The 25,274-nt window shown below is 72.8% G+C and carries 15 protein-coding genes and 1 pseudogene; 13 read left to right on the forward strand and 3 right to left on the reverse strand.

Annotated features, from left to right (window positions below; all coding sequences use genetic code 11):
* Positions 1–56: 56 nt before the first annotated feature.
* Positions 57–1,601 carry an FMN-binding glutamate synthase family protein gene (locus tag OG294_RS38810; RefSeq protein ID WP_327071278.1) on the reverse strand — a complete coding sequence of 515 codons (1,545 nt, stop codon included), beginning with the start codon at positions 1,599–1,601 and terminating at the stop codon, positions 57–59.
* Positions 1,602–2,185: 584 nt separating this feature from the next.
* Between OG294_RS38810 and OG294_RS38815 the strand changes: the two are divergent.
* Positions 2,186–2,737, forward strand: a pseudogene (locus tag OG294_RS38815) (carbohydrate binding domain-containing protein); the annotation flags it as partial.
* A gap of 102 nt (positions 2,738–2,839) precedes the next feature.
* Entirely contained in the window at positions 2,840–3,907 is a 1,068-nt protein-coding gene (locus tag OG294_RS38820) for a chitinase (RefSeq protein WP_442789392.1), read from the forward strand.
* A gap of 83 nt (positions 3,908–3,990) precedes the next feature.
* On the opposite strand, the gene OG294_RS38825 is transcribed toward OG294_RS38820, so the two are convergent.
* Positions 3,991–5,697, reverse strand: coding sequence for a carbohydrate binding domain-containing protein (locus OG294_RS38825; RefSeq protein WP_327071279.1), 1,707 nt, complete (start codon positions 5,695–5,697; stop codon positions 3,991–3,993).
* A 280-nt stretch (positions 5,698–5,977) separates the two neighbouring features.
* Here OG294_RS38825 and OG294_RS38830 point away from each other — a divergent pair, with 280 nt between their 5' ends.
* The 8 genes from OG294_RS38830 to OG294_RS38865 all read left to right on the forward strand — a co-directional run bounded on the left by OG294_RS38830 (position 5,978) and on the right by OG294_RS38865 (position 18,231).
* Positions 5,978–7,309: a threonine/serine exporter family protein gene (locus tag OG294_RS38830; RefSeq protein WP_327071280.1), complete on the forward strand. Its 1,332-nt coding sequence runs from the start codon at positions 5,978–5,980 to the stop codon at positions 7,307–7,309.
* A 451-nt stretch (positions 7,310–7,760) separates the two neighbouring features.
* The gene (locus OG294_RS38835) at positions 7,761–8,474 is read left to right on the forward strand and encodes a hypothetical protein (RefSeq protein ID WP_327071281.1); all 714 of its coding nucleotides are present in this window, start codon (positions 7,761–7,763) and stop codon (positions 8,472–8,474) included.
* A 90-nt stretch (positions 8,475–8,564) separates the two neighbouring features.
* Positions 8,565–9,047 carry a hypothetical protein gene (locus OG294_RS38840; protein WP_327071282.1) on the forward strand — a complete coding sequence of 161 codons (483 nt, stop codon included), beginning with the start codon at positions 8,565–8,567 and terminating at the stop codon, positions 9,045–9,047.
* A 5-nt stretch (positions 9,048–9,052) separates the two neighbouring features.
* The gene (locus OG294_RS38845; RefSeq protein WP_327071283.1) at positions 9,053–10,456 is read left to right on the forward strand and encodes a copper resistance CopC/CopD family protein; all 1,404 of its coding nucleotides are present in this window, start codon (positions 9,053–9,055) and stop codon (positions 10,454–10,456) included.
* Positions 10,457–10,486: 30 nt separating this feature from the next.
* Positions 10,487–10,924 (forward strand): large conductance mechanosensitive channel protein MscL, encoded by a 438-nt coding sequence (locus tag OG294_RS38850; RefSeq protein ID WP_327071284.1) that lies wholly within the window; start codon positions 10,487–10,489, stop codon positions 10,922–10,924.
* A gap of 286 nt (positions 10,925–11,210) precedes the next feature.
* Positions 11,211–15,704 carry a LamG domain-containing protein gene (locus OG294_RS38855; RefSeq protein ID WP_327071285.1) on the forward strand — a complete coding sequence of 1,498 codons (4,494 nt, stop codon included), beginning with the start codon at positions 11,211–11,213 and terminating at the stop codon, positions 15,702–15,704.
* A 44-nt stretch (positions 15,705–15,748) separates the two neighbouring features.
* Positions 15,749–16,252 carry a hypothetical protein gene (locus tag OG294_RS38860; protein WP_327071286.1) on the forward strand — a complete coding sequence of 168 codons (504 nt, stop codon included), beginning with the start codon at positions 15,749–15,751 and terminating at the stop codon, positions 16,250–16,252.
* A gap of 299 nt (positions 16,253–16,551) precedes the next feature.
* Entirely contained in the window at positions 16,552–18,231 is a 1,680-nt protein-coding gene (locus OG294_RS38865) for a beta-1,3-glucanase family protein (protein WP_327071287.1), read from the forward strand.
* 129 nt (positions 18,232–18,360) lie between these two features.
* On the opposite strand, the gene OG294_RS38870 is transcribed toward OG294_RS38865, so the two are convergent.
* Entirely contained in the window at positions 18,361–19,728 is a 1,368-nt protein-coding gene (locus tag OG294_RS38870) for an RICIN domain-containing protein (RefSeq protein WP_327071288.1), read from the reverse strand.
* 432 nt (positions 19,729–20,160) lie between these two features.
* Between OG294_RS38870 and OG294_RS38875 the strand changes: the two genes are divergently transcribed.
* From OG294_RS38875 to OG294_RS38885, 3 genes are all read left to right on the forward strand, one after another.
* Positions 20,161–20,460 (forward strand): WXG100 family type VII secretion target, encoded by a 300-nt coding sequence (locus OG294_RS38875; protein ID WP_327071289.1) that lies wholly within the window; start codon positions 20,161–20,163, stop codon positions 20,458–20,460.
* Between the two features lie 109 nt (positions 20,461–20,569).
* Positions 20,570–24,982, forward strand: coding sequence for an FtsK/SpoIIIE domain-containing protein (locus OG294_RS38880; RefSeq protein WP_327071290.1), 4,413 nt, complete (start codon positions 20,570–20,572; stop codon positions 24,980–24,982).
* The gene (locus OG294_RS38885) at positions 24,982–25,257 is read left to right on the forward strand and encodes a hypothetical protein (protein ID WP_327071291.1); all 276 of its coding nucleotides are present in this window, start codon (positions 24,982–24,984) and stop codon (positions 25,255–25,257) included. The genes OG294_RS38880 and OG294_RS38885 overlap by 1 nt, the downstream gene beginning before the upstream one ends.
* Positions 25,258–25,274 lie beyond the last annotated feature (17 nt).

Genomic DNA, 25,274 nt, shown 5'->3' on the forward strand with positions numbered 1-25,274 from the left:
CACAGGGCAGCACAGGGCAGCACAGGGCAGCACTGGGGCTCGTCGCCGTCGGCGCGTCAGACGGCCGGCGCCCAGCCGGTGGCCGGCTTCGGGGAGAGGAGTCCCGTGATCTCGTCGGCGAGGTGCGGGCCGAGCTCGCCCCAGCCCTCCTTGTAGCCGTAGACGCCGGCCAGGGTGCGGGCCTCGTAGTCGCCGTTCATGATCTCGATGTCGTCGGGCGTGATGAGTCCCGGGTGGGCGACGCCGAGGGCGGAGGAGACCTTGAGCAGTTCCCTGCGCAGGGTGCGCAGGTAGACGGCGGCCCGGGTGGCCTTCGAGGCCGGGTCGAGGCCGCGGGCCAGCCACGGGTTCTGGGTGGCGATGCCGGTGGGGCACTTGTCGGTGTGGCACTTCTGCGCCTGGATGCAGCCGATCGACAGCATCGCCTCACGGGCGACGTTGATCATGTCGACGCCCAGCGCGAACGCGACCGCGGCGTTCTCCGGCAGGCCGAGCTTGCCGGAGCCGATGAAGGTCAGGTCGTCGGTCAGCCCCAGCTCGGCGAAGGTGCCGTAGACCCGGGAGAAGCCCATCCGGAACGGCAGCGACACCGAGTCGGCGAACATCCGCGGTGCCGCCCCGGTGCCGCCCTCGCCGCCGTCGATCGTCACGAAGTCGACGCCACGGTCGCCGCGCGCCATCAGCGTGGCCAGCTCCTGCCAGAAGCCCAGGTCTCCCACCGCGCTCTTGACCCCGACCGGCACCCCGGTCTCGGCGGCGAGCAGCTCGACGAAGTCGAGCATCGAGTCGACGTCGCTGAACGCGGTGTGCCGCGACGGGGAGGCGCAGTCCTTGCCGGCCGGGATGCCGCGGATGGCGGCGATCTCCTCGGTCACCTTCGCGCCCGGCAGCATCCCGCCCAGCCCCGGCTTGGCGCCCTGCGAGAGCTTGATCTCTATCGCCCTGACCGGGGCGCCGGCGACCACGTCCTTGAGCTTGTCGAGGTTGAAGGTGCCGTCCTCGTTGCGGCAGCCGAAGTACGCCGTACCGATCTGCAGGACGAGGTCGCCGCCGTTGCGGTGGTACGGCGAGAGGCCGCCCTCGCCCGTGTTGTGCATCGTGCCGGCCAGCGCCGCACCCTTGTTGAGCGCCGTGATGGCCGCGCCGGAGAGCGATCCGAAGCTCATCGCGGAGACGTTCACCACGCTCGCCGGCCGGAACGCCTCGGCCCGCCCGCGCGGTCCGCCCAGCACCTTGGCCGAGGGCAGCGGTGCCTGCGGGTCGTGCGCGTCGGGCAGCGTGCCGGCGAACGTGCGCTGCTTCAGGTAGGCGTGCCCCTGCACGTGCTCGACGTCGACCTCGGTGCCGAACCCGGAGTAGTTGTTCTCCTCCTTCGCCGACGCGTAGATCCAGCTGCGCTGGTCACGACTGAACGGGCGCTCCTCCTCGTTGGAGGTCACGATGTACTGCCGCAGCTCCGGCCCGATCGTCTCCAACAGGTACCGGGCGTGCCCGATCACCGGGAAGTTCCGGAGCAGTGCGTGCCTCTTCTGGATGAGGTCGCGGGCTGCCAGAACCGCCACCGCTGCTGCGGCTGCCGTGCCGATCTTCCGGGCGTGCATGAACGTTCCTCCTGGATGCACGACCCCATCGTCATCGGTGGAGCCGCTGTGTCGTGTCGGGCGTTGGACGGCGGCACACGACCAAGCGGGCATCAGTGTCCGTCGAAGAATGCGAACTGATAGTAGGAGGCCCCCCGGACCGGCCCGTGATCAGGGGGCCGGTCCGGGATCCGGCCGGGCGTCCCAACTGTTGGGCGACTGTCCGCGGCGCCCCGCCCGCGCACCCGGCCCGCCGCTGCGCCAACGCCGCGACCGACCCGGGTCCAGGCGCCCCGGAGCGGACTGCTCGGCGTGGCGCGGCGCGTCGGCGACCGGGGGTGATCACCCTTGCCCGACGGGGGCGCACCCCTCGCAGTGGTCCAGACCTATTGACGGGCTCTGCCGTCGCTCCTACGATCCGGTCCGGCACAGCCCCACATGTCCCCACCTTACCCAGAGCCGGGCGTCACGCCCCCACGCGTCGGTCCTGTCCATGGCGCTCGGCGGGAAGGGAGCCCAGCATGTTCCGTCGGAGGCCACCCGCGCCGACCGCTCCACCCGCTGCACCTGCGCCAAGCACGCCGCCCACGCCACCCATGCCACCCATGTCGCCCGCGCCGACCGCGCCACGTCCGTCGGGCGATGTCCGCCCCCGGCAGGCGGCCCTGGGGCGCGCGGCGCAGGTGAACCGGATCAGCCGCGCCGCGCAGGGGCCGGCCGTCCGGCGGCGCTCCCTCGCCGCGGTGAGCGCCGCCGCCGTCATCGGTGCGGGCGTCGTCGCGTCCGGCTCCGTCACGGCCGGGGCCGCCACCACGGCCAACCTGGTGACCAACCCCGGATTCGAGAGCGGACTCTCGGGCTGGACGTGCTCCAGCGGGTCCGCCACGATCGTCAGCAGTCCGGTCCACTCGGGTGCCGCCGCGCTCCAGGCCACGCCGACCGGCCAGGACACCGCCCAGTGCTCCCAGACCGTCAGCGTGCAGCCCAACTCCCCCTACACGCTGAGCGCCTACGTCCAGGGCAGCTACGTCTACCTGGGTGCCACCGGCAGCGGCATCACCAGCGCGCCGTCCACCTGGACGCCGAACAGCCCCGCGTACAGTCAGTTGAGCGTCGCCTTCACCACGGGTCCGAGCACCACCTCGGTGACCGTCTACCTGCACGGCTGGTACGGGCAGCCCGCGTACTACGCGGACGACGTGTCGCTCACCGGCCCCGGCGGCAGCAGCCCCACGCCCACCACGGCACCCCCGACGACCGTGCCGCCGACCACGCCGCCACCCCCCACCACGCCGCCGCCGCCGACGACCGCGCCGCCCACCACGCCGCCGCCCACCACCGCGCCGCCGACGACGACGCCTCCCACCGGTGGCACCTGCCCCACGAAGCCCAAGCCGTCGGGCAAGGTCCTGCAGGGCTACTGGGAGAACTGGGACGGCGCCGCGAACGGCGTCCACCCCGGCATGGGCTGGATCCCCATCACGGACAGCCGGATCGCCGTGAACGGCTACAACGTCATCAACGCCGCCTTCCCGGTGATCCTCTCCGACGGCACCGTCGAGTGGCAGGACGGCATGGACACCAACGTCAAGGTCCCGACCCCCGCCGAGATGTGCCAGGCGAAGGCGGCCGGGGCGACGATCCTGATGTCGATCGGCGGAGCCTCCGCGGGCATCGACCTGAGCTCCAGCACCGTCGCCGACCGGTTCGTGGCGACCGTCGTCCCGATCCTCAAGGAGTACAACTTCGACGGGATCGACATCGACATCGAGACCGGCCTCGCCGGCAGCGGCGACATCAACACGCTCTCCGCCTCGCAGGCCAACCTGGAGCGGATCATCGACGGCGTGCTGTCCCAGATGCCCGCGGGCTTCGGCCTGACGATGGCCCCCGAAACCGCCTACGTCACCGGCGGCAGCGTCACCTACGGGTCGATCTGGGGCGCCTACCTGCCGATCGTCAAGAAGTACGCCGACAACGGGCACCTGTGGTGGCTGAACATGCAGTACTACAACGGCAGCATGTACGGCTGCTCCGGCGATTCCTACGAGGCCGGCACCGTGCAGGGCTTCACCGCGCAGACCACCTGCCTGAACAACGGCCTGACCATTCAGGGCACCACCATCAAGGTGCCCTACGACGAGCAGGTGCCCGGCCTGCCGGCCCAACCCGGCGCGGGTGGCGGCTACATGGCGCCGAGCCTGGTCGGCCAGTCGTGGAACGCCTTCGGCGGTTCGCTGAAGGGGCTCATGACGTGGTCGCTCAACTGGGACGGCTCACTCGGCTGGACCTTCGGCGACAACGTCAAGTCGCTCCAGGGCCGCTGACGTCCCGTCGACTCTCCGCCGCCCGGTCGGCCGGCCCCGGTCGGCCGGCCCCGTCCGGGGCGGCCGGCCGGGCAGCGGGCGGGTCAGCTCAGGCTGAAGTCGTCGGCGTCCACCGCGCCCTGGCCGTACCAGCCGTGCACGTAGACCGTGACCGTGCCGCTGCTTCCGGTGGTGAAGGGGACCGTCACCTGGTTCCACGTCGATCCGTTGGACCAGGCGCTGGCCGTCGCGCCGCCCGAGACGCCCACGTAGGCGTACGGGCCCTGGACCCAGGCCGTCAGCGTGTAGCTGTGGTTGGGCGCGAGGGTGACCGTCTGGTCGGTCTCGCCGGTGCTGCCGGCGGTGGGGGTCACCTGGAGCGCGTAGCTGCCGGAGTGGACCGGGCTGGAGACCACGGTGCCGCCACCCGTCCACGGGCCCAGAGCGCCCGTCTCGAAGCCGGCGTTGGCCAGCGCGCCGCCGCCCCCGCCCCCGCCACCGCTGCCGGTGACCGTGAGGGTGAAGGTCGCGCTGTGGCTTCCGGTGCTCGCGGTGCCGGTGACGGTGATCGGGTAGGAGCCGGCGGCCACCGAGGAGGCGACGGTGGCCGTCAGCGTCGAGCCGGCGCCGGAGCTGACCGAGGCCGGGCTGAAGGCGAGGCTCACGCCCGAGGGCGCGCCGGAGGCGGAGAGGGTGACCGGCTCGGCGCTGCCGGCGGTGACCGCGGTGGACACGGTCGCCGTGGTGGAGCCGCCCTGGGCCACCGAGGCCGAGCCCGGGGCGACGGCGAGCGAGAAGTCGCTGCTCGTCGTCCCGCCGCCCCCGCCGCCGCTGCCCTCGTACGGGACGAACGCGTCGGTGAACGCCAGGTTGCTCTGGCCGATCTCACTGCAGGTGGACAGGGAGTTGGCGGTGCCGCTGCAGGGCTGGTCGCGGTCGATCGACCAGAACGCGAGACGGCCGACGCCGTGCTGCGCGGCGAAGCTCTCCACCGTCTGGGCGTCCGCCAGGGTGAAGGTGGAGCCGTCGTCGTTCTTGCCGATCATCGGGGTGATCCCGAGGTTGGCGTAGGTGTAGCTCGGGTCGACCGACTGCATCTGGGCGAGCGTGGCCTGGGCGGCGGCCACCGAGCCCTGGCCCATCTCGGTGCCGCTGCCGGTGTAGTAGTCCATGGTCATGATGTTGACCACGTCGATCTTGATGCCCGCGTTCTTGGCGGCCTGGACGATGTTGACACCGTCCGCGGTCAGGCCGTTCGCCAGCACCGGGAGCGTCATCGAGAACTGCAGGGCGGGGTTGGCCGCCTTGAGGTCCTTCATCGCCTGCATCTGGCGGGCCACCGAGGCGGTGTCCGCGATGGCGGCGCCTTCGATGTCGAAGTCGAGCTGGGTGACGCCGTAGTCGTTGATGATGGCCTGGTAGCCGGCGTCGATGCTGCTCTGGGTGGTGCAGGTCCAGGCGAGCGGTTCCCCGGAGGCGCCGCCGGAGGAGACGATCAGCGAGGCGCCCTCGGACTTCGCCTTGGCGATCAGCGGGTCGGTGAAGGAGTCGGCGCCGATCGGGAGGGTGTCTCCCCAGACCTGGTTGCAGCCGGTGCCCAGCACGAAGGCCGCGGTGTAGGCCTTGAGGCCGTGCGCCGTGATGGCGGTGTCGAGCAGGCCTTCCTGACTGTTCGACATGTCGACGTAGGGCGCTACGGAGTAGACGCTGGTGGCGCCGGCCGCGCTGCTGGCGGGGGCCAGCGCGACCACCGAGCCGGTGGCCGCCAGCGCGAGGGCGCAGACGGAACCGGCGATTCTTGCCACACGCATGGCAGTGGACCCCTTTCGGGAACGCCCGTCGGGCGCTGTGGGGGTGGGGTGGGGGGAGGAGAAACGCAGACAGAGCCTGAGTTGGTACATACCAAACCGCCTGCCCTGGGCGACGTCAAGAGGACTGGACCAGCTCCAATCGGACAACACCGCTGGTATCCACACTCTTCACGCCCTCTCCCCGAGGGAGCGCCGGCCCCGCTGCCGACCGTGCGCGGGAAGGTAACGGGGGGGGGGACCGCCTCGCGGCCCGGACTCCACGAATGGGACGATATGCGCCATGCTCAGCGCACCACCGCATCCCCACCCTCCCGCCGGCTCGCCCGCCTTCGCCGCCGGCCCGCCCGCCCTCGCCGCCGGCTTGCCCGCCTTCGCCGCCGGCTCCTCGCCTCCCGCCGATCCGCGTCGGCGCCTGTTGCTCGACCTGGGCGCGGCGCTGCTCAGCGGCGGCGTGCCCGTGCACGACGTCGAGGAGGAACTCTCCGCCCTGGGGCGGGCGCTGGGAGCTCCGCAGGTGAGGGTCGCCGCCCTCACGACCGGGCTCTTCATCGCGATGGACCCGGACGAGGGGACGGCGTTCGAGCCGGTCGGCGCGGCGCTGCGGTTCGAGCAGACGGCGGAGGTCCTCGACGTGGTGCAGCGCGTGCGGGCCGGCGCGCTCGACGGCCCCGGTGCGCTGACCGCCCTGGACGGGATCCGCCGGACGCCCGCCCGGTGGCCGGCCTGGGTCGCGGACCTGGGAGTGCTGCCGGTCGGGGTGGGGATCTGCCTCTACCTGCAGCCGGTGGCGGCGAACGTGGTGGCTGCCGCGTTCGGGTCGCTCGTCGTGGCGGGGCTGTCCATGCTGGCGCGCCGAGCGCCGCTGCTGCGACCGCTGCTGCCGGTCACGGCCGGCTTCCTGGTGGCGCTGCTGGTGCTGCTGGCCGCCCGGGCCTCGTTGCTCGACGGTCCGCTGCGCACGATCGTGGCGACGCTGGCGATCCTGCTGCCCGGGAGCCTCCTGGTGACCGGGCTCTCGGAGATAGCCGCCGGTGCCGCCAGTGCCGGAGCGGCCAGGCTGGTCTCCGGGACGGTGCAGCTCGCCCTCTTCCTGACCGGGGTGGTGGCGGCCACCGCGGCGACCGGCACGCCGACCTCCGTTCTCGCCGACGTCCCGGTCCCGGCGGCGCGCTGGTGGGTCGTCTCGCTCGGGGTCGCCCTGGCCGTGCTGGGAATCGTGATCAACGTGCACGTGCCGCCGCGGGCCGTCGCCTGGATCGTCGCCGTGGTCGCGGTGACCGCCACCGTGCAGATCGCCGTCGGCAGCTCGGACGGCCCGGCCGTCGGGGGACTGGCCGGTGCGGTCACCGCCGCGGCGGCGGCCACCGTCGCGCACTGGCTGCCGGGCGGCCCGGCCTGGCGGGTGGCCTACCTGCCCGCCTTCTGGATCGTGGTCCCCGGTTCCTTCGGCCTGCTGCACAGCGCCCAGATCGAGGTGGGCAACGCCACCCACTCCCTGGTCACGGCCGCCTCCGCCGTCTTCGGGGTGGCGATCGGCACCCTGATCGGGTCGGTGGTCAGCCGGATCCCGCTGCCGGCCCTCACCCGGACGGGGCCGCACCGGCCGTCCTGACCGCCTCGCGGCCCGAGCGGCCCGGCCGGCCCGGCGTCATGCGCGCGGGCCGGCCGATGGTGAGGACGTCGGCGCAGGTCGTGAGTGAACGTTCGATTGACGCGCCGACCTTCAGGTCGACGTATGGAATCTCTGCGGAAGTTGTCCGGAATCCGGTCTCCCTGGGCGAGTCGCCCGTCTCACTGGAGAGGTCTAGACCCAATGGTCTGGACCTCAATGGTCCAGACCCTTGACGGGCGCAACGGGTGAGTGCCACCGTACAGGCGAGCCCCCGGCGGGCTGTCCCAAGGCGTGCCGTCTCCGCGTTCCCCCACTGCTCCGAGCCGGTGCGCAGCAAGGTCGTTCCGGGTCACGGCCGTCGTGCCGCGGCCCCGGTGCGCCCCTCGGTGCATGGCACCACGCCGTGGGTCGTCGTTCGCCCTCGTTTCGCGACCGAAGGGATCGATCCACCATGCACAGACAGTCCGCGAAGAAGGGGTTGGGAGCCGCGCTCGGCACCGTCCTCCTGCTCACCGGTATCGCCGCGTTCGCCGGTGGCAGCCCCGCCAGCGCCGACGCCAACACCACGACCGCGGTGAGCGCGGGCCCGGCCACCTTCACCCAGGCCGTCCCCACCGGCCAGCCCTCCCAGTACAGCGCCCCGCTGGAGCGCTGCGCCAATGGCGTCAACTACCCGCTGAGCGGCGCCAACCCGGTGCTCGGCGAGCCGCTGACCACCCAGTTCACCAGCAACGTGGGCCTGTCGGAGTCCGTCGACTTCAGCGGCAACGAGTACTACGGCAACTGGAACTTCGTCTTCACCAACACCAGCAACGAGGTGCTGTCCACCGACTGCGCGGTGCTGGTCTTCCGTGCGCCGTCCGGCTCGGACAACCACGGCTACACCGCGACCCAGCAGTACGGCCACCCCCAGCAGGACTACCTGGAGGTGCCGCGCGGTGACGGGACGTCCTTCTACATCGCCCGGATCGACTTCCACGACGTGCCCCTGACGCAGCGTCAGGTCTCGCCGGGTCAGTCCTTCACCTACAGCCTCGGCGGCGTCCCGAGCTCGGCGATCTCCCTGACGCAGATCCGGGACTCGCTGAAGTTCACCGCCGACCTCGACCTCAGCGCCAACCAGGCGCTGATCCAGCACTACGGCACCAACCGGCTGACCAACTGACACCGGTCCGGTTCGACGGGCCGGGTCCGGGGCGGGGCGTCCGCCCGCCCCGGACCCGGCCCCGACCTGCGATCAGCGAGGAGGCAGCCGATGGTGGGACGCCGTTGGTGCGCACGACTGTTGGGGGTGGGGCTGGCCGTGGCCGCCGTCGGCGGGTGCTCCGCGGGACCGGCGCGCCCGGCCCGGGCCGGGACGCCGCCGGTGCCGCAGAGCTTCCAGGCGGAGTCGGTGGCCAGGCAGGAGTTCGGGCTGCTCGCCGGGGGCGGCTGGGCGCAGGCCTGGTCGCTCTGGGACAGCTCCGGCCAGCAGGCCATCACCCAGGCCGACTTCGTGGAGTTGAACACCGAGTGCCGCCCCGCGCTCGGGGTGCCGTACGTGATCGACCAGAGCGACAAGGTGGACCAGGACACGGTGCGGGTGGACTGGCGCCAAGGGTCGCAGCGCGGGAGCAACACCGTGGTGTACACCCTGGGCAGTTGGCGCTTCGTGCCGGACGCCGCCTCGCTCACCGCCTACCGTACGGGTGTCGACCGGCTCGTGACCGCGCGACGGGCTGCCGGCTCATGCCACTGACCCCCATGGCCTGGGTACGCCGCCTGCTGCTGGCGGGCCTGCTCGCCGTCGCGGTGCTGCTCGGGGTCGCCGGGCCGGCCGCCGCGCACGCCGCGCTGGTGGCGGCCACGCCCTCGGACGGCGCGGTGCTCAGCGGCGAACCACGCCAGGTGGAGCTGGAGTTCAGCGAAGAGGTCACGCTGCGCCTGAGCTCGATCCGGGTGATCGCCCCGGACGGGCGGCGGGCCGACAGCGGTCCGGTGCGGGCCACCGGGACCACGCTCACCGTGCCGCTGGCCCCGGGCGGGCCGCAGGGCAGCTACGTGGTCGACTGGCGGGTCAGCGCGGTGGACGACGGGCACACCACCGCCGGCGCGGTGGTCTTCTCGGTCGGCGCGCCCAGCCGCAACGCCGCGCTCGGCGGGGGCGGCGAGGACCGGCTCACCGACGCGGTGCAGGACCTGGCGGTCTGGCTCGGTTTCGCGGGCCTGGCCGCCATGGTCGGCTGTGCGGCGGTCCGGCTGCGCTGCCTGCCGGCCGACGCCCCGGCGCGGGCGCGGGAGTTGAGCTGGCCCGCGTCCGCCGGGTGGGCCGTGCTGCTCGCCGGGACGGTGCTCCAGCTCTTCGCGTACGGGCCCGCCACCCAGGGCGAGTCGCTCGACCGCCTCGCGGACCGGGAGCTGCTCTCCGCGACTCTCTCCAGCCACGAGGGCCGGACGCTGGTGGCACGGATCCTGCTGCTCGCGCTCGTCGCGGCGCTGGGCGGGCCGCTGCTGCGCGGCGGTGCGGCCGCCACGGCGGGCGCGGCCGTCCTCACCCTGCTGCTCGCGCTCACCTGGGCGCAGACCAGCCACGCGGCCGGCGGCTCGCTGGTGCCGCTGGCCCTGGCGGTCACCACCGTGCACGTGGCGGCGATGGCGGTCTGGGCGGGCGGGCTGTTCACGCTGGCCGTGCTGGGCGCGCGGGGGGTGGAGCTGACGGCGGTCGCCGGCCGCTTCTCCCGGCTGGCCCTGGGCTCGGTGGGCCTGCTCGCCGCCACGGGGCTCTACCAGGCGTTCCGCGAGGTGAGCGGTCCGGCCGCACTGACCGGCACCTCCTACGGCCGGCTGCTCATCGCCAAGGCCGCCGTGCTGGCCCTCGTCCTCGCGATCGCCGCCCTCGCCCGCCGCCGGCTCACCACCCGGCCGCTCGCCCTGCGGCGGGCGCTCCTGCTGGAACTCGGCGGCGTCACCATGCTGCTCCTCCTCACCGTGCTGCTGCTCGCAACCGCCCCGGCCCGCTCCCCGGCGGGCAGTGACACCCCGGCTGCCGCGGCGGGGACGGCGGGGGTGGCGGGGTGTCCCCGAGGTCCGGGGCCCGGGGGCCCGCCCGTCACCCGTCCGGGTGACAGGGCTTGTGACCGCCCCGGGCATCCCATCAGCTGGCCTTGACGACACCACGGGTACGCCGAGGAGGCACACATGCTGAAGGGCTTCAAGAACTTCCTGATGCGCGGCGACGTCGTCGTCGTGGCTGTCGGACTGATCATCGCGCTCGCCTTCAGCACGCTCATCAAGGCGTTCACCGACAGCGTCATCAACCCGATCATCACCCGGGCGCAGGGCGGCAAGTCGGTCGGCCTCGGCGTCCAGCTCGGTCAAGCGGGCAACACCGCGACCTACGTGGACTTCGGCGCCTTCATCGCCGCGCTCGTCTACTTCGTCATCTTCATGGCGGTCGTCTACTTCCTCATCGTCGTCCCGTACAAGCACGTCCAGGCCCGCCGGGGCGTCCCTGTCTTCGGGGCCCCTCAGCCGCTGAAGACCTGCCCGGCGTGCCTCTGCGAGGACCTGCCGGAAGGCGCCACCCGCTGCTGGCACTGCGCCACCGACCTGAACCCGACGGGCGCCCCGGCCTGAGCGGATGCACCGCTCTGCGCAGAGCACGGCACGCCCTCGGCCTGCCCTCCGCTTTCCGCGTGCATGACCTCCCCTTGCCCCCGCCGATCGGCGGGGGTGGCGCCCCCGTCGACCGGCGGGGGCATGGACGTATGCGAACGTGGGAGGATTCCGTCGCCTACGGGGGTGGCGGTACCTTCCTGCTCGGACCATGAACTGACGGCGCGTCGGACGACGACGTGCACGTGGTGAACACCTGGCCTCCTCCTGGGCGCCGAGACCATTCATCCAGGAGTTGGCAAGCAACATGCACAGAAGAGTTCCGCCCCGCCCTGCCCGGGCGCGCAGGAACCTGGCCCGGGTGTTCTCGCTCACCGCGCTGGTGACCGCGACCTCGCTGACCATGTCGGTGGCCCAGGCCGCACCGACGCCCGCCCCCGCCGCCACCAGCGCCGACCCGGCGCCCGGCCCCGGCTACGCCGTCAACGGGGAAGTGGCGCACTACGACTTCGACTACGGCACCGACCAGTCCGCCCCGAACCGCATCACCGGCGGCCCGAACGCCGTGTACCACAACGGTGCCGCGGCCAACCCCGGCACCGACAACACCCTCATCTGGGGCCTTCCCGGCGGCACCCACCGCACCGTCCAGCTGGACGGCAGGAGCCAGTACGCCTCCGTCCCGCTGACGCTGCCCACGGACCAGTCGTTCACGGTCTCCGCCTGGGTGCTGCCCAACAAGGCCGGCGCGGCCGAGTCGGTGATCACCGAGGACGGCAGCCGGACCTCCGGCTTCTCGCTGCGGATCGATCCGAACGGCACGCCGGTGTTCGCCATGCCGCAGAGCGACGCGGACCAGGCCACCTGGGACACCGCCCGCGGACCTGTGCCGGTCCCGTCGAACAACGACTGGAACTACACCCACCTGACCGGCGTCTTCGACGCCCAGGCCGGCGAGATCCGGCTGTACGTGAACGGCGTGAAGGTCGCCGACGTCCCGCACACCGCGAGCTGGAAGGCCGCCGGGCAGCTGGAGATCGGCCGCGGCCTGACGGCCGGCCAGGGCGCCGACTACTTCCCGGGCAAGATGGCCGAGGTGCGGATCTGGCAGCGCGCGCTGCCCGACCTGGAGGCCGCGAACGTCGCGATCCCGGACGGCGTCAACCGCGACGACGTCTGCACCGCGGGCAGCTGGCTGCACGCCGGCGGCCCGCAGGTGAAGGCGCTGGCCGCCAAGGCCCTGGCGAGCGATCGGCCCGGTCTGCGCCAGGACGCCGGACAGTACATGGGCTACGGCCCGCTGCCCATCGCCCGGGAGCAGGACAAGGAGGACGAGCAGAAGGTCGACAGCGCCCAGAACGCCCGCCCGGGCGCCTGGGGCACCGTGACCAAGCCGTTCGGCGACGGCATCTTCGGCGACGACTACACCGCCTTCCTGAACCCGCCGAACTACTTCGACCCGATGCAGAAGTTCCTGCTCGACACCGGCGAGCGGAACTTCAACCCGCCGCCCCCGCCCGGCCCGTCCCAGGACGCGCTGAACCAGGCGCTCAGCATCGCCCACCAGCACCAGGCGAGTGAGCAGAGCCCGTACGGCTTCTACCACTTCTACGCCGGCGACGGCGCGGTCAAGAGCTGGTCGGCGTACGAGATCGCCCGGTTCATCCGGTTCGGCGGCTTCCCGACCCAGGCCCCGGCGAGCGGCTCGGTCGAGTTCCGCACCGAGGTCGAGGACCTCAAGACCCAGTGGGCCGCCTGCGACTCGCAGGACCCGATCGACCCGAACCACGTGCTGGACGCGGTGGTCGCCACCGCGAGCGCCGAGTGGCAGGCGGAGCAGGGCTCCATGGCCAAGCAGCGCGCCGACATCGTGGCCGCCGACGCCCAGGCCTACCAGGACGTGCGCACCGCCTCCGCGGCGATGAACGAGGCCCAGGGTCAGGCGTACATCGTCGGCCGGATGCTGTTCTTCCAGAAGTACTGGCAGGGCCAGCCGAAGAGCAACATCTTCTACCCCAAGCCGGAGAAGTTCCCCCAGGCCACCGCCGCCATGGCGACCGCCAAGAAGGCGATCCAGGCGCAGTTGACGATCGCCCAGAAGGCCGCCGCCTCCGCCAAGGCCCAGGCCGACAAGGCGACCGCCGCCCAGGCCGACGCCGGGAAGACCGCGCTGGCCAACGGCACGCCGTACGGTCGCGGGCTGACCTACGCGCTGCAGTCGGCGCAGGTCACCAGCGCCTCGGCGGCTGCCGCGCAGTCGGCGGCCAAGGCGATCGAGGCCACCCTGAACGCGGTCTCGACCGGCCAGGCCGACTCCAAGGCGCTCTACGCCCTGATCGACACCCAGGCGCACGCCGCCCAGGCGGAGTTCCAGCGGGCTGCGGCGCAGGCCGCCGCCGACCAGGCGCACAATGCCGCCGCCGCCGCTGCCGTGCAGGCCGGCCAGGCCGCCCAGAACGCCGCCACGGCCAAGGCCGACCGGATCACCGCCGAGCAGGCCGAGGCCACCGCGAAGAGCGCGGCCGCGGACGCCGACGCCAAGCTGGCCGTCGCCCAGCAGGAGGCCGCCACCGCGGCCTCCGCCCGGCAGTCGGCCGACTCCCACCGGGCGGATGCCGAGGCCGCCGAGGCCAAGGCCCAGCAGCAGCAGGCCGCCGCGACCACCGCGATGAACGCGGCGCAGGCCGACGAGCAGACCGCGGCCGACAAGGCGAGCGCCGCCCGGAACGCCGAGGCGCAGGCGGCCGCCACCCGTGACGCCGCGGCGGACGCCGAGCAGGCGCGCGATGCGGCGCTCTCCCGGCAGAAGGCGCTGGACACCGCGGCCACGGCCGCGCAGGGCACCTCGGACGCGCAGGACGCCCGCCAGGCGGCCAACGACGCGGACACGGCGGCCGGCCAGGCGACCGACGCCGCGAGCGGTGCCCGTACGGCCGCCGACCAGGCCGGCCAAGCGGCGATCGCGGCCCGGGCCGACGCCACCCGGGCGACCGGAGCGGCCCAGCGCTCCCGTGCGGCAGCCGACGCCGCCCAGGCGGACGCGGCCACCACCAGCGCCGCCGCCGCGACCGCCCACGCGGCCGCCGCCGATGCGATCAACGCCTCGGCCGCCGCCGCACAGAACGTCAAGAACGCCGAACAGCAGGCGCAGAACGCGGTCACCGCCGCGGCAGGCGCCCGCAAGGACGCGCTCACCGCCCGGGTCGATGCGGACCGCGCCGCGGCCGACAGCGCCCGTACCGCCGGCCAGGCGTACGCAGCCGCGCAGTACGCCGCGGCCACCCGCGACGCGGCGAGCGCCGCGGTCGACGCCGGCAACACCGCCGTCGCGCTCGGCACGCCCTACCGGGCGACCGATGTCTCGGCGGGGCTCGCGGTGCTGGTCGGCGAGGACAGCAAGACCATCGCCCAGCAGCAGGCGGACGCGGCCAAGGCCCGCTCGGACGAGGCCGCCAAGGCGGCCAAGGACGCGCAGGCCGCGGCCGACAAGGCCAAGGCCGATGCCAAGGCCGCCGCTCAGCTCGCCGCCAACGCCGCTGCCGACGCCGCGAAGGCCGCGGTCTCGGTGCAGCAGGCGCGGGAGTCCGCCGCGCAGGCCGCGGCCGAGGCCACCGCGGCCCAGGCGGCCGACACCGCCACCGCGCAGTACAACAACCAGGCCGCCGCCGACGCCATGGCCGCAAGTGCGGCCTCCAGCAACGCGGACACCGACGCGAGCGCCGCCCGGGCTTCGGCGACCCAGTCCGAGCAGGACGCGGCGGCGGCCCGTGCGGCAGCCACCACGGCCGAGGGCAACGCGGCCACCGCCCGCGGCACGGCGACCCAGGCCGACAAGGACGCCACTGCCGCGGAGCAGTCCGCCGCCAACGCGCAGAACCTCGCGACCCAGGCCGACACGGACGCCAAGGCCGCCGAGGACCAGCAGCGCAAGGACGACCAGGCGGCCCTCGCCGCCGAGGTCAACGGCCCCACCACCCAGGTCCCGGGCCTGACCCCGGACGAGGTGGCGGCGCTGCAGGCGCAGTGCGGTCAGGACTGCGTCGACGACTACAACCAGGCGATGGCGCTGTCGAACGAGGACGTCCTCGACTGGGTCAAGCAGAACGGCGGCCAGATCCTGCTCGACGTGCTCGGGGTCTCCGACGCCGAGAAGTGCTTCAGCTCCGGCGACGTCGAGAGCTGCCTGTGGACGGCGGTGAACGTCGCCGCCCTGATCGAGGTGGCGGGCAAGATCCCGGCGGTCAGCCGGGCCATCATCCGGATCACCGAGGGCATCACCAAGTTCCTCGAGGAGGTCCGGCTGGCCCGCCTGACCATCGACCGGCTGCGCGAGATCATCGACGCCGCCAAGGTGGGCGACTGCGCGGTGGAAGCCGTCGCCGGCGCGGCGGCGCACCCGCAGTCCTTCGCAGCGGCGATGGCACCGCGCGCCAAGAAGTCCAAGTTCTGCGGCATCAAGCGGGTGGCCGTCCTGGACGCGGACTTCTGCGCCAAGGGCATGCACATCAACCTCAAGAACGGCTCCGAGGTCAGCCTGCTCACCGACGCCGCCGGCGAGCTCATCGGCATCGTCGGCCGGCCCGCCCCGCAGGACGCCACCCCGGCCGAGATCAACGCCACGATCGACGCCATCAAGTCCGACGGGAAAATACGCGACCAGATCGTCGCGGTCGCCCGGGAGGCCATCAAACAGTTCAACACCCCCGGAAAGAAGGCGGGCACCTGGGGCGGCCCGTGGGGCTGCGCCAACAATCGAGCGGCTGAATTGGAACAGCTGATCCAGGCCATTCAGAGTATGTGACCCGGCGCGTATGCGCCCATGATGCCCTGTGGCATCATGGGCGCATGCACATGCTGGCCGTACTGACAGAATTCGGCGCCTTGGGCGGCATTGCCGGAATCCACCCGCTGGGCTCGTTCCCGGACGTGACGGACCGCCTCGGTCCACCCGGGAAATCCGGCCGGATCTCGGACGACCAGCCGTGGCCCCAATGGTTCAGCTACGGCGACGTGGTGGTCGAGACCTGCGCCTGCCACGTCATCACCAAGGTTTCCATCCGCACCTGGTACGACACCATCAGAATCCCCGACGCCCATTCCGGGGAAATCCGCACCATCACTCCCGCCACCACCTTCCGCGAGCTCCGCGCCGCCTTTTCCGAGGCGGGCCTGCCCTGGCGCCTCCTGCCCCAGGAGCACAGCCTCCCGCAATTCACCGTCGAAACCGAACCAGCCGGCCTCGCGGGCGTCTCGGTGCATTTCACCTTCACCACCGACGAAACCCCCGACCAGCTGGACGCCCCGCTCCACAGCGCATTCGCGGTGGAATCTGTCCACCTGTGTCCGTGACCATCGGCAGTCGTGCCGCGGCCTCGTGCCGCGGCCTCCTGCTCGGGGTGACCGAGGGGCCGGGACGGGCCGGGGAGGCACGGAGGCAGGAGTCTGTCGCGGCGCCCACGCCGCGCCATCGACGTGCATGACACTTCAAACAATGGAAGCTCGGGCCACCGTACTCCCTGGCGCATCTTCAGTTCTTGTACTTGACTGGTCTGGGCCACCGGGCCATATTGAACGCCGCTGCAGCATCCGCGACGGCCGGCCTCCGTCGCCGACCTCCACGTCGTTCCTGCCCCGGACGGGATATCCAGATGATCTCGCGTCGCAAGCTGCTCACTGCCACGGGGACGGTCACCGCCGCCCTGCTCGGCGCCCCACTGCTCATCTCCGAACTCGGCACGGTCGCCTCCGCGGCCGGCCCCACCCTGCCGCTGACGCTGCGCAACACCTCCGGCAGCGACACCGTCTACGCCTACGTCACCGGCGCCGACAGCTCGAACCGCCCCGGGTTCGTCGGCCCCGACGGCGTGTTCCAGGCGCTGGCCGATCCCGCCGCCAACCTGACGCCGGTGCCCGACTATTCCATCCCGCTGGGGGTTTCGGGCGGTGCGGGCGTGACCCTCGCGCTGTCGCAGTACATCAGCGGCGGCCGGGTCTGGTTCAGTTCCGGCAATAAGATCCAGTTCTTCGTGAACCCGGCGGTGGGCGGTGGCCAACCCGGCCTGGTGGAGCCCGGGTTCAGTACCAGTGACCCCAACTGGCTGACCGACTGGTCGTTCTGCGAGTTCACCTGGAACTCCGCCAACCTCTACGCCAACATCAGCTACGTCGACCTGGTCGCCGCCCCCATCTCGATGGCGAGCACCGGCGCGGCCGGCAGTCAGGCGGTCAGCCCGCTGCCTGCCGGGGCCCTGGACGCCCTCGCGAGCGGACTGGTCGCGCAGCACGCCGTCGACGGTGCGCCCTGGGACCAGCTGGTGGTGAAGGACGGCAGCGGAACCGTCCTGCGCGTGCTCGCCCCCACCCACACGCCGGTCTCCTTCGGCAGCTACTTCGGCCCCTACGTGGACCAGGTCTGGTCCCGCTTCCAGTCCACGCCGCTGACCATCGACACCCAGAACCCGGCCTTCGGCTCGTTCAGCGGCACGGTCGGCAACGACGTCCTCACCTTCACCGGCCTGAACACCGACGGGGTGGCGTTCACCAGACCGAGCACGGACGACATCTTCAGCTGCGCCAGCGGTCCGCTCTACAACTCCGGCGGCGACGCCCGCGGCGCGGTCGCCGCCCGCCTGTCCGCCGCGCTCAACCGCAGCACGCTGCTGCTGTCCGACGGCGCCCAGCAGCCCAGCGGGGTGACGGCCGGTCAGTACTACCAGAACGCGATCACCAACCACTACGCCCGCCTGGTGCACGCCAACGCCAGCATCGGGTACGCCTTCCCCTACGACGACGTGGGCCCGACGGGCAGTGCGCCGGTCGACGGCCACCTCCAGGACCCGGCACCCACCTCGTGGACCGTCACCTTCGGCGGCGGGTCCAGCGGCGGCGGAGGCGGCGGTGGTGGCGGCTCCACGGTCAGCGCCTACGGCACCATCCAGGCAGCCTCCTGCACCTCCCACAACGGCACCCGGACGGAGGCGTGTTCGGACACCGGGGGCGGCCAGGACGTCGGCTGGATCCACGCCGGGTGCTGGCTCGGTTACACCGGCCTCGACTTCGGTGCGGCCTCACCCAGGCGGTTCCTGGCCCGCCTGGCCTCCGGCGCGGCCGCCGGGATCAGTGGCGGGGTCGAGGTGCGGTTGGACAGTCCGACCGGAACCAAGATCGCCGAGATCGACCTCGCCGACACCGGTGGCTGGCAGTCCTGGGAGACCGTCCCGATCAACCTGACGGGCACCGCCACGGGGGTCCACGACGTCTACCTGACCTTCATCGGCTCGCCCTCCGACTTCGTCAACATCCACTGGTTCACCTTCTCCGCAACCTGAGGCCCTGCGGCGCCGTGCGCCGGCCCAGCAGGCTGGGCCGGCGTGCCCCTGGGCTTTTCGCCGGTGGCCGGATCGACCGGGGCCCTGCGCAGCTCCTGATCGGCTTCGGCTGCGGTGTGGGGCGGCGGTTCAGGACCGCTTGAAGACCTCGGCTCCGCTCTGGTCGCAGGGGAGCAGCTGGATCCCCGTGCCGCCGTTCACCTCGCCCACGCACAGGTTGGCGTGCGTGGTGTAGACGGTGTCGCCCTTGGGGGCGAACTGCTGGGCGGGGTTGCCGCTGCAGACCGCGATCTGCACGACGGTGCCTGCCGTGGCGGCGCCCCAGGCGGCGTCCATGCAGAGGCCCTTCGTGCGGATCGTCCCGTCCGCGGCGACGTCCCACTGCTGGTTCGCGTCGCCATCGCATGCCAGGAGGACCAGCGGGGTGCCGTCCGTCCCTGCCGATCCGCTGAGGCACTTGCCGGTGGCGGGGTTCACCAGCGTGCCCGCCTTGCCTGCCTTGCCCGTCGCGTTGGCGCTGCCCGTTGGCGCAGCGCTCTTCGTCGGCTTCGGCGTGGTGGTCCCGCGTGATGCCCGCTGGTTGTCCGATGCCTGTGCCACGGGGGCGGTGGGCGTCGAGTTGCCCTTCAGCGTGAGCGCGAGCGCACCGCCCACCAGGCAGGTGACGACCACCGACGCGACGACGGCCCACCGGCGGGTGAACCGCCGCTCGCGCCGGGGGCTTTCGGGTGCGCTCGCGCCGGCTGGGGAGCGGGCCGGACGGGGGACGGCCTCGGCCTCCTCCTGGGCGGGCGCGTCCCAGGCCGACTCCGGGCGAGGGGTCACGGGCTCGTCCAGCAGGCCGGTGTCCACGGCGCCGGTGGAGTCGATGGTGAAGCGCCAGCGCGGATGCTCGACCCGGCCGAGGACGACCACCGACCAGCGCCCCTGCGGATCGTCGGCCAGCCGGTAGACGGCCTCGCGGTCCCGGCCGCGGGGCAGGCCGGCCAGCAGCGCCACCCCGCCGTCCTGGTCGGCCAGGGTGGCCTCGCCGTCGACCAGGGCCGGCGTCTCGCTCGACCGGAACCGCTCCGCGCTACCGGAGGTGAACCCGATGCGGACCACCTGCACGGTCCGTGACCACGGGCTCGTGGTGAGCTCGCGGGTCCAGTCCTCGGCCAGCGCCCTGGCCCGTCGGGCGTCGCCTTCCAGGCTGATGATCCCGCCCACCTGACCGAGGTTGAGCAGCACGAAGCCCTCACGGGTGGTGCCGAGCGGGACCAGCCGTGGATACGGTTCCTGCAGCGACTCGGCCACGCTCGCGCTCTGCAGCCCGCGCAGCTGGGCCTGCCAGGTCAGGCCGTCGGGACCGGCGGTCCACCCGGCGGGGGGCCGCTCGTCGGGGGTCTTCAGGTGGAGTCGGACGGTGTCGGGCCCGACGACGATCACGTGGGCCACCGGAACGCCGCGGTTCTCGCGGTCGCAGGCGGTGGCCAGCACGCGCACGACCCGGTCCACGGTCCACAGACCGTGATCGGCCCGCGGGGTCGACGCCGACCGCGGCTTAACCCTGCGCGAACTGATCATCCTGGCAAGCCAGTTGCGGCGGCGAGGGACGCGATCGGCGGATCGGCTCGGCAGTGTCACCATGTCTCCTCGGCTGTGGGTGGCCGGTCGTGGTCGTGGACACCCCGCCCCCACGGCGGTGTCCGGCCCGTCGGGAGACGCCGCACGCCGACCGCCGGGTGGGGCCTTTCGGTGTGTTCCCCGAACCTTGGCTACCCGTCAGGGAGGTGTCAACGCCGGACACCTGGCGGCCGTGGGCCCCTGGGCCCACGGCCGCAGCGGGGGTTCTGGACCGTCACGGGGTGCCTTCCTAGCATCGAGAACGTCCGTGCCGAACGTGTCGATGCCTACCGGGACGCTCGGCGACACCAGAAGGGACACACCATGGCGAATCTGAACGTCACCTACCAGGAGATGTCGGACACCGCGACCACGATGCGCAACAACAAGGCCGACATCGACGACAAGCTCAATCAGTGCAAGAGCATCGTCGACAACCTGACCACCAACGGCTTCGTCACCGAGCAGGCGTCGGGCAAGTTCGACGAGGTGCACACCGAGTTCAACACCTCGGCCACTCAGGCGATGGAGACCCTGGACCAGCTCTCGCAGTGGCTCGACAAGGCCGTGGCCGCGATGCAGGACATGGACACCCAGCTCTCCGGCTCCCTCAACCAGCAGTAGCCGGCCCGGTGCCGGCTCCGAGCCGGCCGGCACCGTACGCGCGCCCCGCGCCGGCCGTGCCGTCGGCGCGGGGCGCCTGGACTCTTGAGGGGTTGGGACCATGCCCATGATGATCACCATTGCCCGGCGTCCGGACTGGTCGGCCGACGTGGTCGTGGACGCCGATCCCACCACGCTCCTGCGCGACGTCGTGAAGAACCTGCTGGACAGCGTCGACGTGTCGCAGGCCCTGCCGACCGGCGACCCGGCCAGGACGGCGGTCTATCTCGCCGATCAGTTGCTCGACCTCTCCCACCCCCTGGCGGGCAGCGGGATCCACGACGGGACCGTCCTGTGGCTCGGCCGGCCCGGCCCGGCGCCGAGCCGCCGCGCGGGCCTGGTCACCATCAGGGTGGTGGCGGGCGTCGGCGCCGGACGGGTCTGGTACCTCGGCGCGGGTGAGCACCGCATCCGCTCCGGTGCCCAGGTCACCAAGGGCGGTGACCCGGCGGCGGCGGTCGCCGTCGTCCGGGTGACCCTGGACGCCACGGTGCACGTTCGCGCTCTGGCCCCCGCCGCCCTGCTGGGCCGCGCCCCACTGCCCGACCATGAGGTCCCCTGGCGGGAGACGGTCCAACTCCTGGTCGGGGACACCATCATGGAGGCGCACCGGGTGCTGCGCCCGGACGCCGTCGTCGAACCCTCGCACGACGGCGAGTACCTGGACTACAACCGCCCCCCTCGGCTGCTCCCCCCGGTGCAGCGCACCGCGTTCCGCCTGCCGGTCCAGCCCAGGCCGTCGGCCCAGAACGCGCTGCCGTGGGTGGCGGCCGGTCTGCCCGCCGTCGGCGGCGGCGCGATCGCGATGATGACGCACAACCCGATGTTCCTGATGATGGCGGCGATGTCGCCGGTCATGATGGTCGCGAACTGGTTCACCGGGCGGCGTCAGGGCCGGCTCGGGTACCGGCGGCAACTGACCGAGTACCAGGCCCAGCTGGCGGCCACCGAGGCCGAGATCGCGGCGGCACTGGACCAGGAACGCCTGGACTGCCGCGCCGCGAGCCCGGACCCGGCCGAACTGCTCGTCATCGCGACCGGCCCACGCGCCCGCCTCTGGGAACGCCGCCGCACCGACCCGGACCACCTGCTGGTCCGGGTCGGCATCGCCGACCTGCCCACCCGGATCGTCGTGGAGGAGGGCGAAGGCACCGAGCGCCACCGCGAACTGCGGGCGGTGCCGGACGTCCCGGTGGCCTTCTCCATCGCGCAGACGGGAGTCGTCGGCGTCGCGGGGCCGGACGGATGGCCGCGCCGGATGGCACGCTGGCTGGTCGGCCAGCTCGCCGTGCTGCAGAGCCCCCGCGACGTGCAGCTGTACATCCTGACCGACCCGGCGGGCGAGCCCCTGTGGCAGTGGGCGGCCTGGCTGCCGCACACCCGTCCGCTGCTGGGGCAGCAGGCCCTGGCGCTGGTGGGCGCGGACGCCGAGACGCTCGGCCACCGGGTCGCCGAGCTGGTCGAGCTCATCGGCGCCCGCCAGCAGGTGCGGCTCAACGCCGGCGCCGGGGCCGCCCTCGCCGACCCGGACGTCATCGTGGTGATGGACGGCGCCCGACGGCTGCGGGCGCTGCCCGGAGTGGTGACGGTCCTGCAGGAGGGGCCCGCGGTCGGGGTCCACAGCATCTGCGTGGACGCCGACGAGCGCACCCTGCCGGAGGAGTGCGCGACCGTGATCGTCGGCGCCGAGGGGCGGCCGGCCGCCCTGCGCCGGCAGCGCGCCGCGCAGATCGACGGCATCCTCGCGGACGAGGTGGCGGACAGCTGGTACGCGGGGACCGGGCGCCGGCTGGCGCCGCTGCGCGATGTCAGCGAGAACCAGGGCGAGGCCGCGCTGCCCGGCTCCGCGCGTCTGCTGGAGGTTCTCGGGCTCCAGGACCCGAGCGCCGCCGCGATCTCCACCCGGTGGCGCTCGTCGAGCCGCAGCACCAAGGCCGTGGTCGGCTACTCGCTCAACGGCCCGTTCGCCCTGGACCTGGTCAACCACGGCCCGCACGGCCTGGTGGCGGGCACCACGGGCTCGGGCAAGTCGGAGTTCCTGCAGACCCTGGTGGCCTCCCTGGCCGTGGCCAACCGCCCCGACGCGATGACCTTCGTCCTGGTCGACTACAAGGGCGGCGCCGCGTTCAAGGACTGCGTCGAACTGCCCCACACCGTCGGCCTGGTGACGGACCTGGACACGCACCTGGTCGAGCGGGCCCTCACCTCGCTGGGCGCCGAGCTGACCCATCGCGAGCACCTGTTGGCCGCCGCGGGTGCCAAGGACCTGGAGGACTACCTCGACTACGCCCTCCGCCGGCCCGAACTGGCCCCCATCCCGCGCCTGCTGATCGTCATCGACGAGTTCGCGTCCATGGCGCGCGAGCTGCCCGACTTCGTCAGCGGTCTGGTGAACGTCGCCCAGCGCGGGCGCTCGCTGGGCATCCACCTGATCCTGGCGACGCAACGCCCCTCCGGCGTGGTCTCGGCGGAGATCCGTGCCAACACCAACCTGCGGGTCGCGCTGCGGGTGACCGACGCCGGCGAGAGCACCGATGTCATCGACGCGCGGGAGGCCGCGAGCATCTCGGCGGCGACCCCGGGGCGGGCCTACGCCAGGCTCGGGCACAGCTCGCTGATCCCGTTCCAGACCGGCCGGGTGGGCGGCCGTCGCCCGCTGGCCGACCGGGCGGCAGCGGCGGCGCCGCCGTTCCTGCAGCCCGTCTCGTGGCTGGACCTCGGACTGCCCGCGCCGCAGCGCCCGCCGAGCGCGGCCGAGACCGACGAGGTGACCGACCTGTCGGTCCTGGTGACGGCGATCAGGCAGGCCAACGACCTGCTGGGCATCGCCCCGCAGCGCCGGCCGTGGCTGCCGCCGCTGCCGCTGTCGCCGGTGGTCGAGCTGGCGGTGGATCCGGTCGGTGGTGCGCGGGGCAATCCGTCGTTCTCCTGGGCGGTCCAGGACCTGCCCGCGCAGCAGCGCCAGGAGCCGGTGACGGTGGACCTGGCCACCTTCGGGCACCTGCACATCATCGGCGCCCCGCGCTCCGGGCGCTCCGCCGCCCTGCGCACCTTCGCGGCGGCGGCGGCCAGCGCCTCCAGCGTCGCCGACCTGCACCTGTACGGGCTCGACTGCGGCAACGGCGCCCTGCTCCCGCTCACCAGGCTGCCGCACTGCGGCGCGGTGGTGCAGCGCTCGGAGACCGAACGGGCCGCCCGGCTGCTCAAGCGCCTGCACGCCGAGGTGCAGAACCGTCAGCGACTGCTCGGCGAGGGCGGCTTCGCCGATCTGGCCGAGCAGCGCGCGGCCGGGCACGAGGGCGAGCGGCTGCCCCACATCGTGCTGCTGCTGGATCGCTGGGAGGGGTTCATGGGAACCCTGAGCGAGTACGACAGCGGGGCGCTGACCGACCTGGTCCAGATCCTGCACCGCGAGGGCGCCAGCGCCGGTGTGCACGTGGTCATCGCCGGCGACCACATGCTGCTGAGCGGCCGGATGAGCTCACTGTGCGAGGACAAGCTGGTGCTGCGGCTGTCGGACCGCACCGATGCGAGTCTGGCCGGGCTGAACTCGCGGAAGATCCCGGAGAACCTGCCGCCGGGGCGCGGCTACCGCGCGGTGAGCGCGGTCGAGACCCAGGTCGCGCTGGTGGCGGCCGACCCGGCGGGCCCGGCCCAGGTCGCCGCGGTGCACGCGCTGGCGGCCCGGCTCGTCGAGCGGGAGGCGGGCGTGGCGAAGTCGGCGCGGCCGGCCCGGATCGCGGTGCTGCCCACCCAACTGCCGTTCGAGCAGGCGTGGGAGATGGTCGGGACGCCGGCCCCGATGTGGGCGCTGATCGGGGTCGCCGGCGACGACCTGGAGCCGGTCGGGGCCGACCTGCTGGGCGATCAGCCGACCTTCCTGGTCGCCGGGCCCTCGCGGTCCGGGCGCAGCACGGCACTTGGCGTCATGACGGAGTCGCTGCTGCGCGGCGGGGCCGAGGTGGTCATCGGCGCCCCGATGAACTCCCCGCTGCGCGGCTTCGCGGGGCGGGCCGGCGTGCGCGGTGTCATCACCAGCGAGGAACCCACCGAGAGCGAGTTCGCCGAGCTGCTCGACCCCGGCGACGGTCCGGTGGTGCTGGTGGTCGACGATGCCGAGGCCTGGCGCGAACTGCGCTGCCGGGACTGGCTGAAGGCCTACGTCCGCAAGGCCTCCGGCAGCAGGCGGGGCCTGATCATCGGCGGCGAGGTCGCCTCGGTCGCGACGGGCTTCTCCGGCTGGCAGGCGGAGGTCAAGAAGAACCGGCGCGGCGTGCTGCTGTCGCCGCCCAACATGAGCGACGGCGATCTGGTGGGTGTGCGGCTGTCCCGCTCGCAGACCGCCGCCAGGGTCGTGCCGGGCGCGGCCCTGGTGCATCTGGGGAGCGGCAGCCTGCTGCCCGCCCGGATCCCGCTGCCGGCGTCCGCGCCGCCCGCCCATCCTGCCCACGACAACCCCGTCCACGACAACCGGGAGCAGTAATGGCAGACCTCGTGGTGAAGGACCTGCAGGACCTGGTCAACGACCTCAACTCGCTGATCGGCCAGTTCGAGGGGGCGCTGGACTTCCAGAACGACGACAAGGGGCTCTGGGGTCAGCTCAACGCCAACCTGTCGATGGGCGACTTCGCCGACAACTGGACCGTCCACCGCGACGCGATGGTCAAGGACATGAAGACCCTGCGCGACAAGGTGACCAAGATCGACGCCGCGTGGACGCAGGGAGACCAGCAGCTGCTGGACTCGTTCCAGAGCTGACGAGCCGGGAAGGAGGA

The organism is Kitasatospora sp. NBC_01302 (assembly GCF_035976515.1).
In the GTDB taxonomy this organism is placed as follows: Bacteria; Actinomycetota; Actinomycetes; order Streptomycetales; family Streptomycetaceae; genus Kitasatospora.

Coding starts and splice junctions, on each gene's coding strand:
- OG294_RS38810 (WP_327071278.1), bottom strand. CDS start 1,601: ATGCACGCCCGGAAGATCGGCACGGCAGCCGCAGCAGCGGTGGCGGTT.
- OG294_RS38825 (WP_327071279.1), bottom strand. CDS start 5,697: ATGCGTGTGGCAAGAATCGCCGGTTCCGTCTGCGCCCTCGCGCTGGCG.
- OG294_RS38830 (WP_327071280.1), top strand. CDS start 5,978: ATGCTCAGCGCACCACCGCATCCCCACCCTCCCGCCGGCTCGCCCGCC.
- OG294_RS38835 (WP_327071281.1), top strand. CDS start 7,761: ATGCACAGACAGTCCGCGAAGAAGGGGTTGGGAGCCGCGCTCGGCACC.
- OG294_RS38840 (WP_327071282.1), top strand. CDS start 8,565: ATGGTGGGACGCCGTTGGTGCGCACGACTGTTGGGGGTGGGGCTGGCC.
- OG294_RS38845 (WP_327071283.1), top strand. CDS start 9,053: ATGGCCTGGGTACGCCGCCTGCTGCTGGCGGGCCTGCTCGCCGTCGCG.
- OG294_RS38850 (WP_327071284.1), top strand. CDS start 10,487: ATGCTGAAGGGCTTCAAGAACTTCCTGATGCGCGGCGACGTCGTCGTC.
- OG294_RS38855 (WP_327071285.1), top strand. CDS start 11,211: ATGCACAGAAGAGTTCCGCCCCGCCCTGCCCGGGCGCGCAGGAACCTG.
- OG294_RS38860 (WP_327071286.1), top strand. CDS start 15,749: ATGCACATGCTGGCCGTACTGACAGAATTCGGCGCCTTGGGCGGCATT.
- OG294_RS38865 (WP_327071287.1), top strand. CDS start 16,552: ATGATCTCGCGTCGCAAGCTGCTCACTGCCACGGGGACGGTCACCGCC.
- OG294_RS38875 (WP_327071289.1), top strand. CDS start 20,161: ATGGCGAATCTGAACGTCACCTACCAGGAGATGTCGGACACCGCGACC.
- OG294_RS38880 (WP_327071290.1), top strand. CDS start 20,570: ATGATCACCATTGCCCGGCGTCCGGACTGGTCGGCCGACGTGGTCGTG.
- OG294_RS38885 (WP_327071291.1), top strand. CDS start 24,982: ATGGCAGACCTCGTGGTGAAGGACCTGCAGGACCTGGTCAACGACCTC.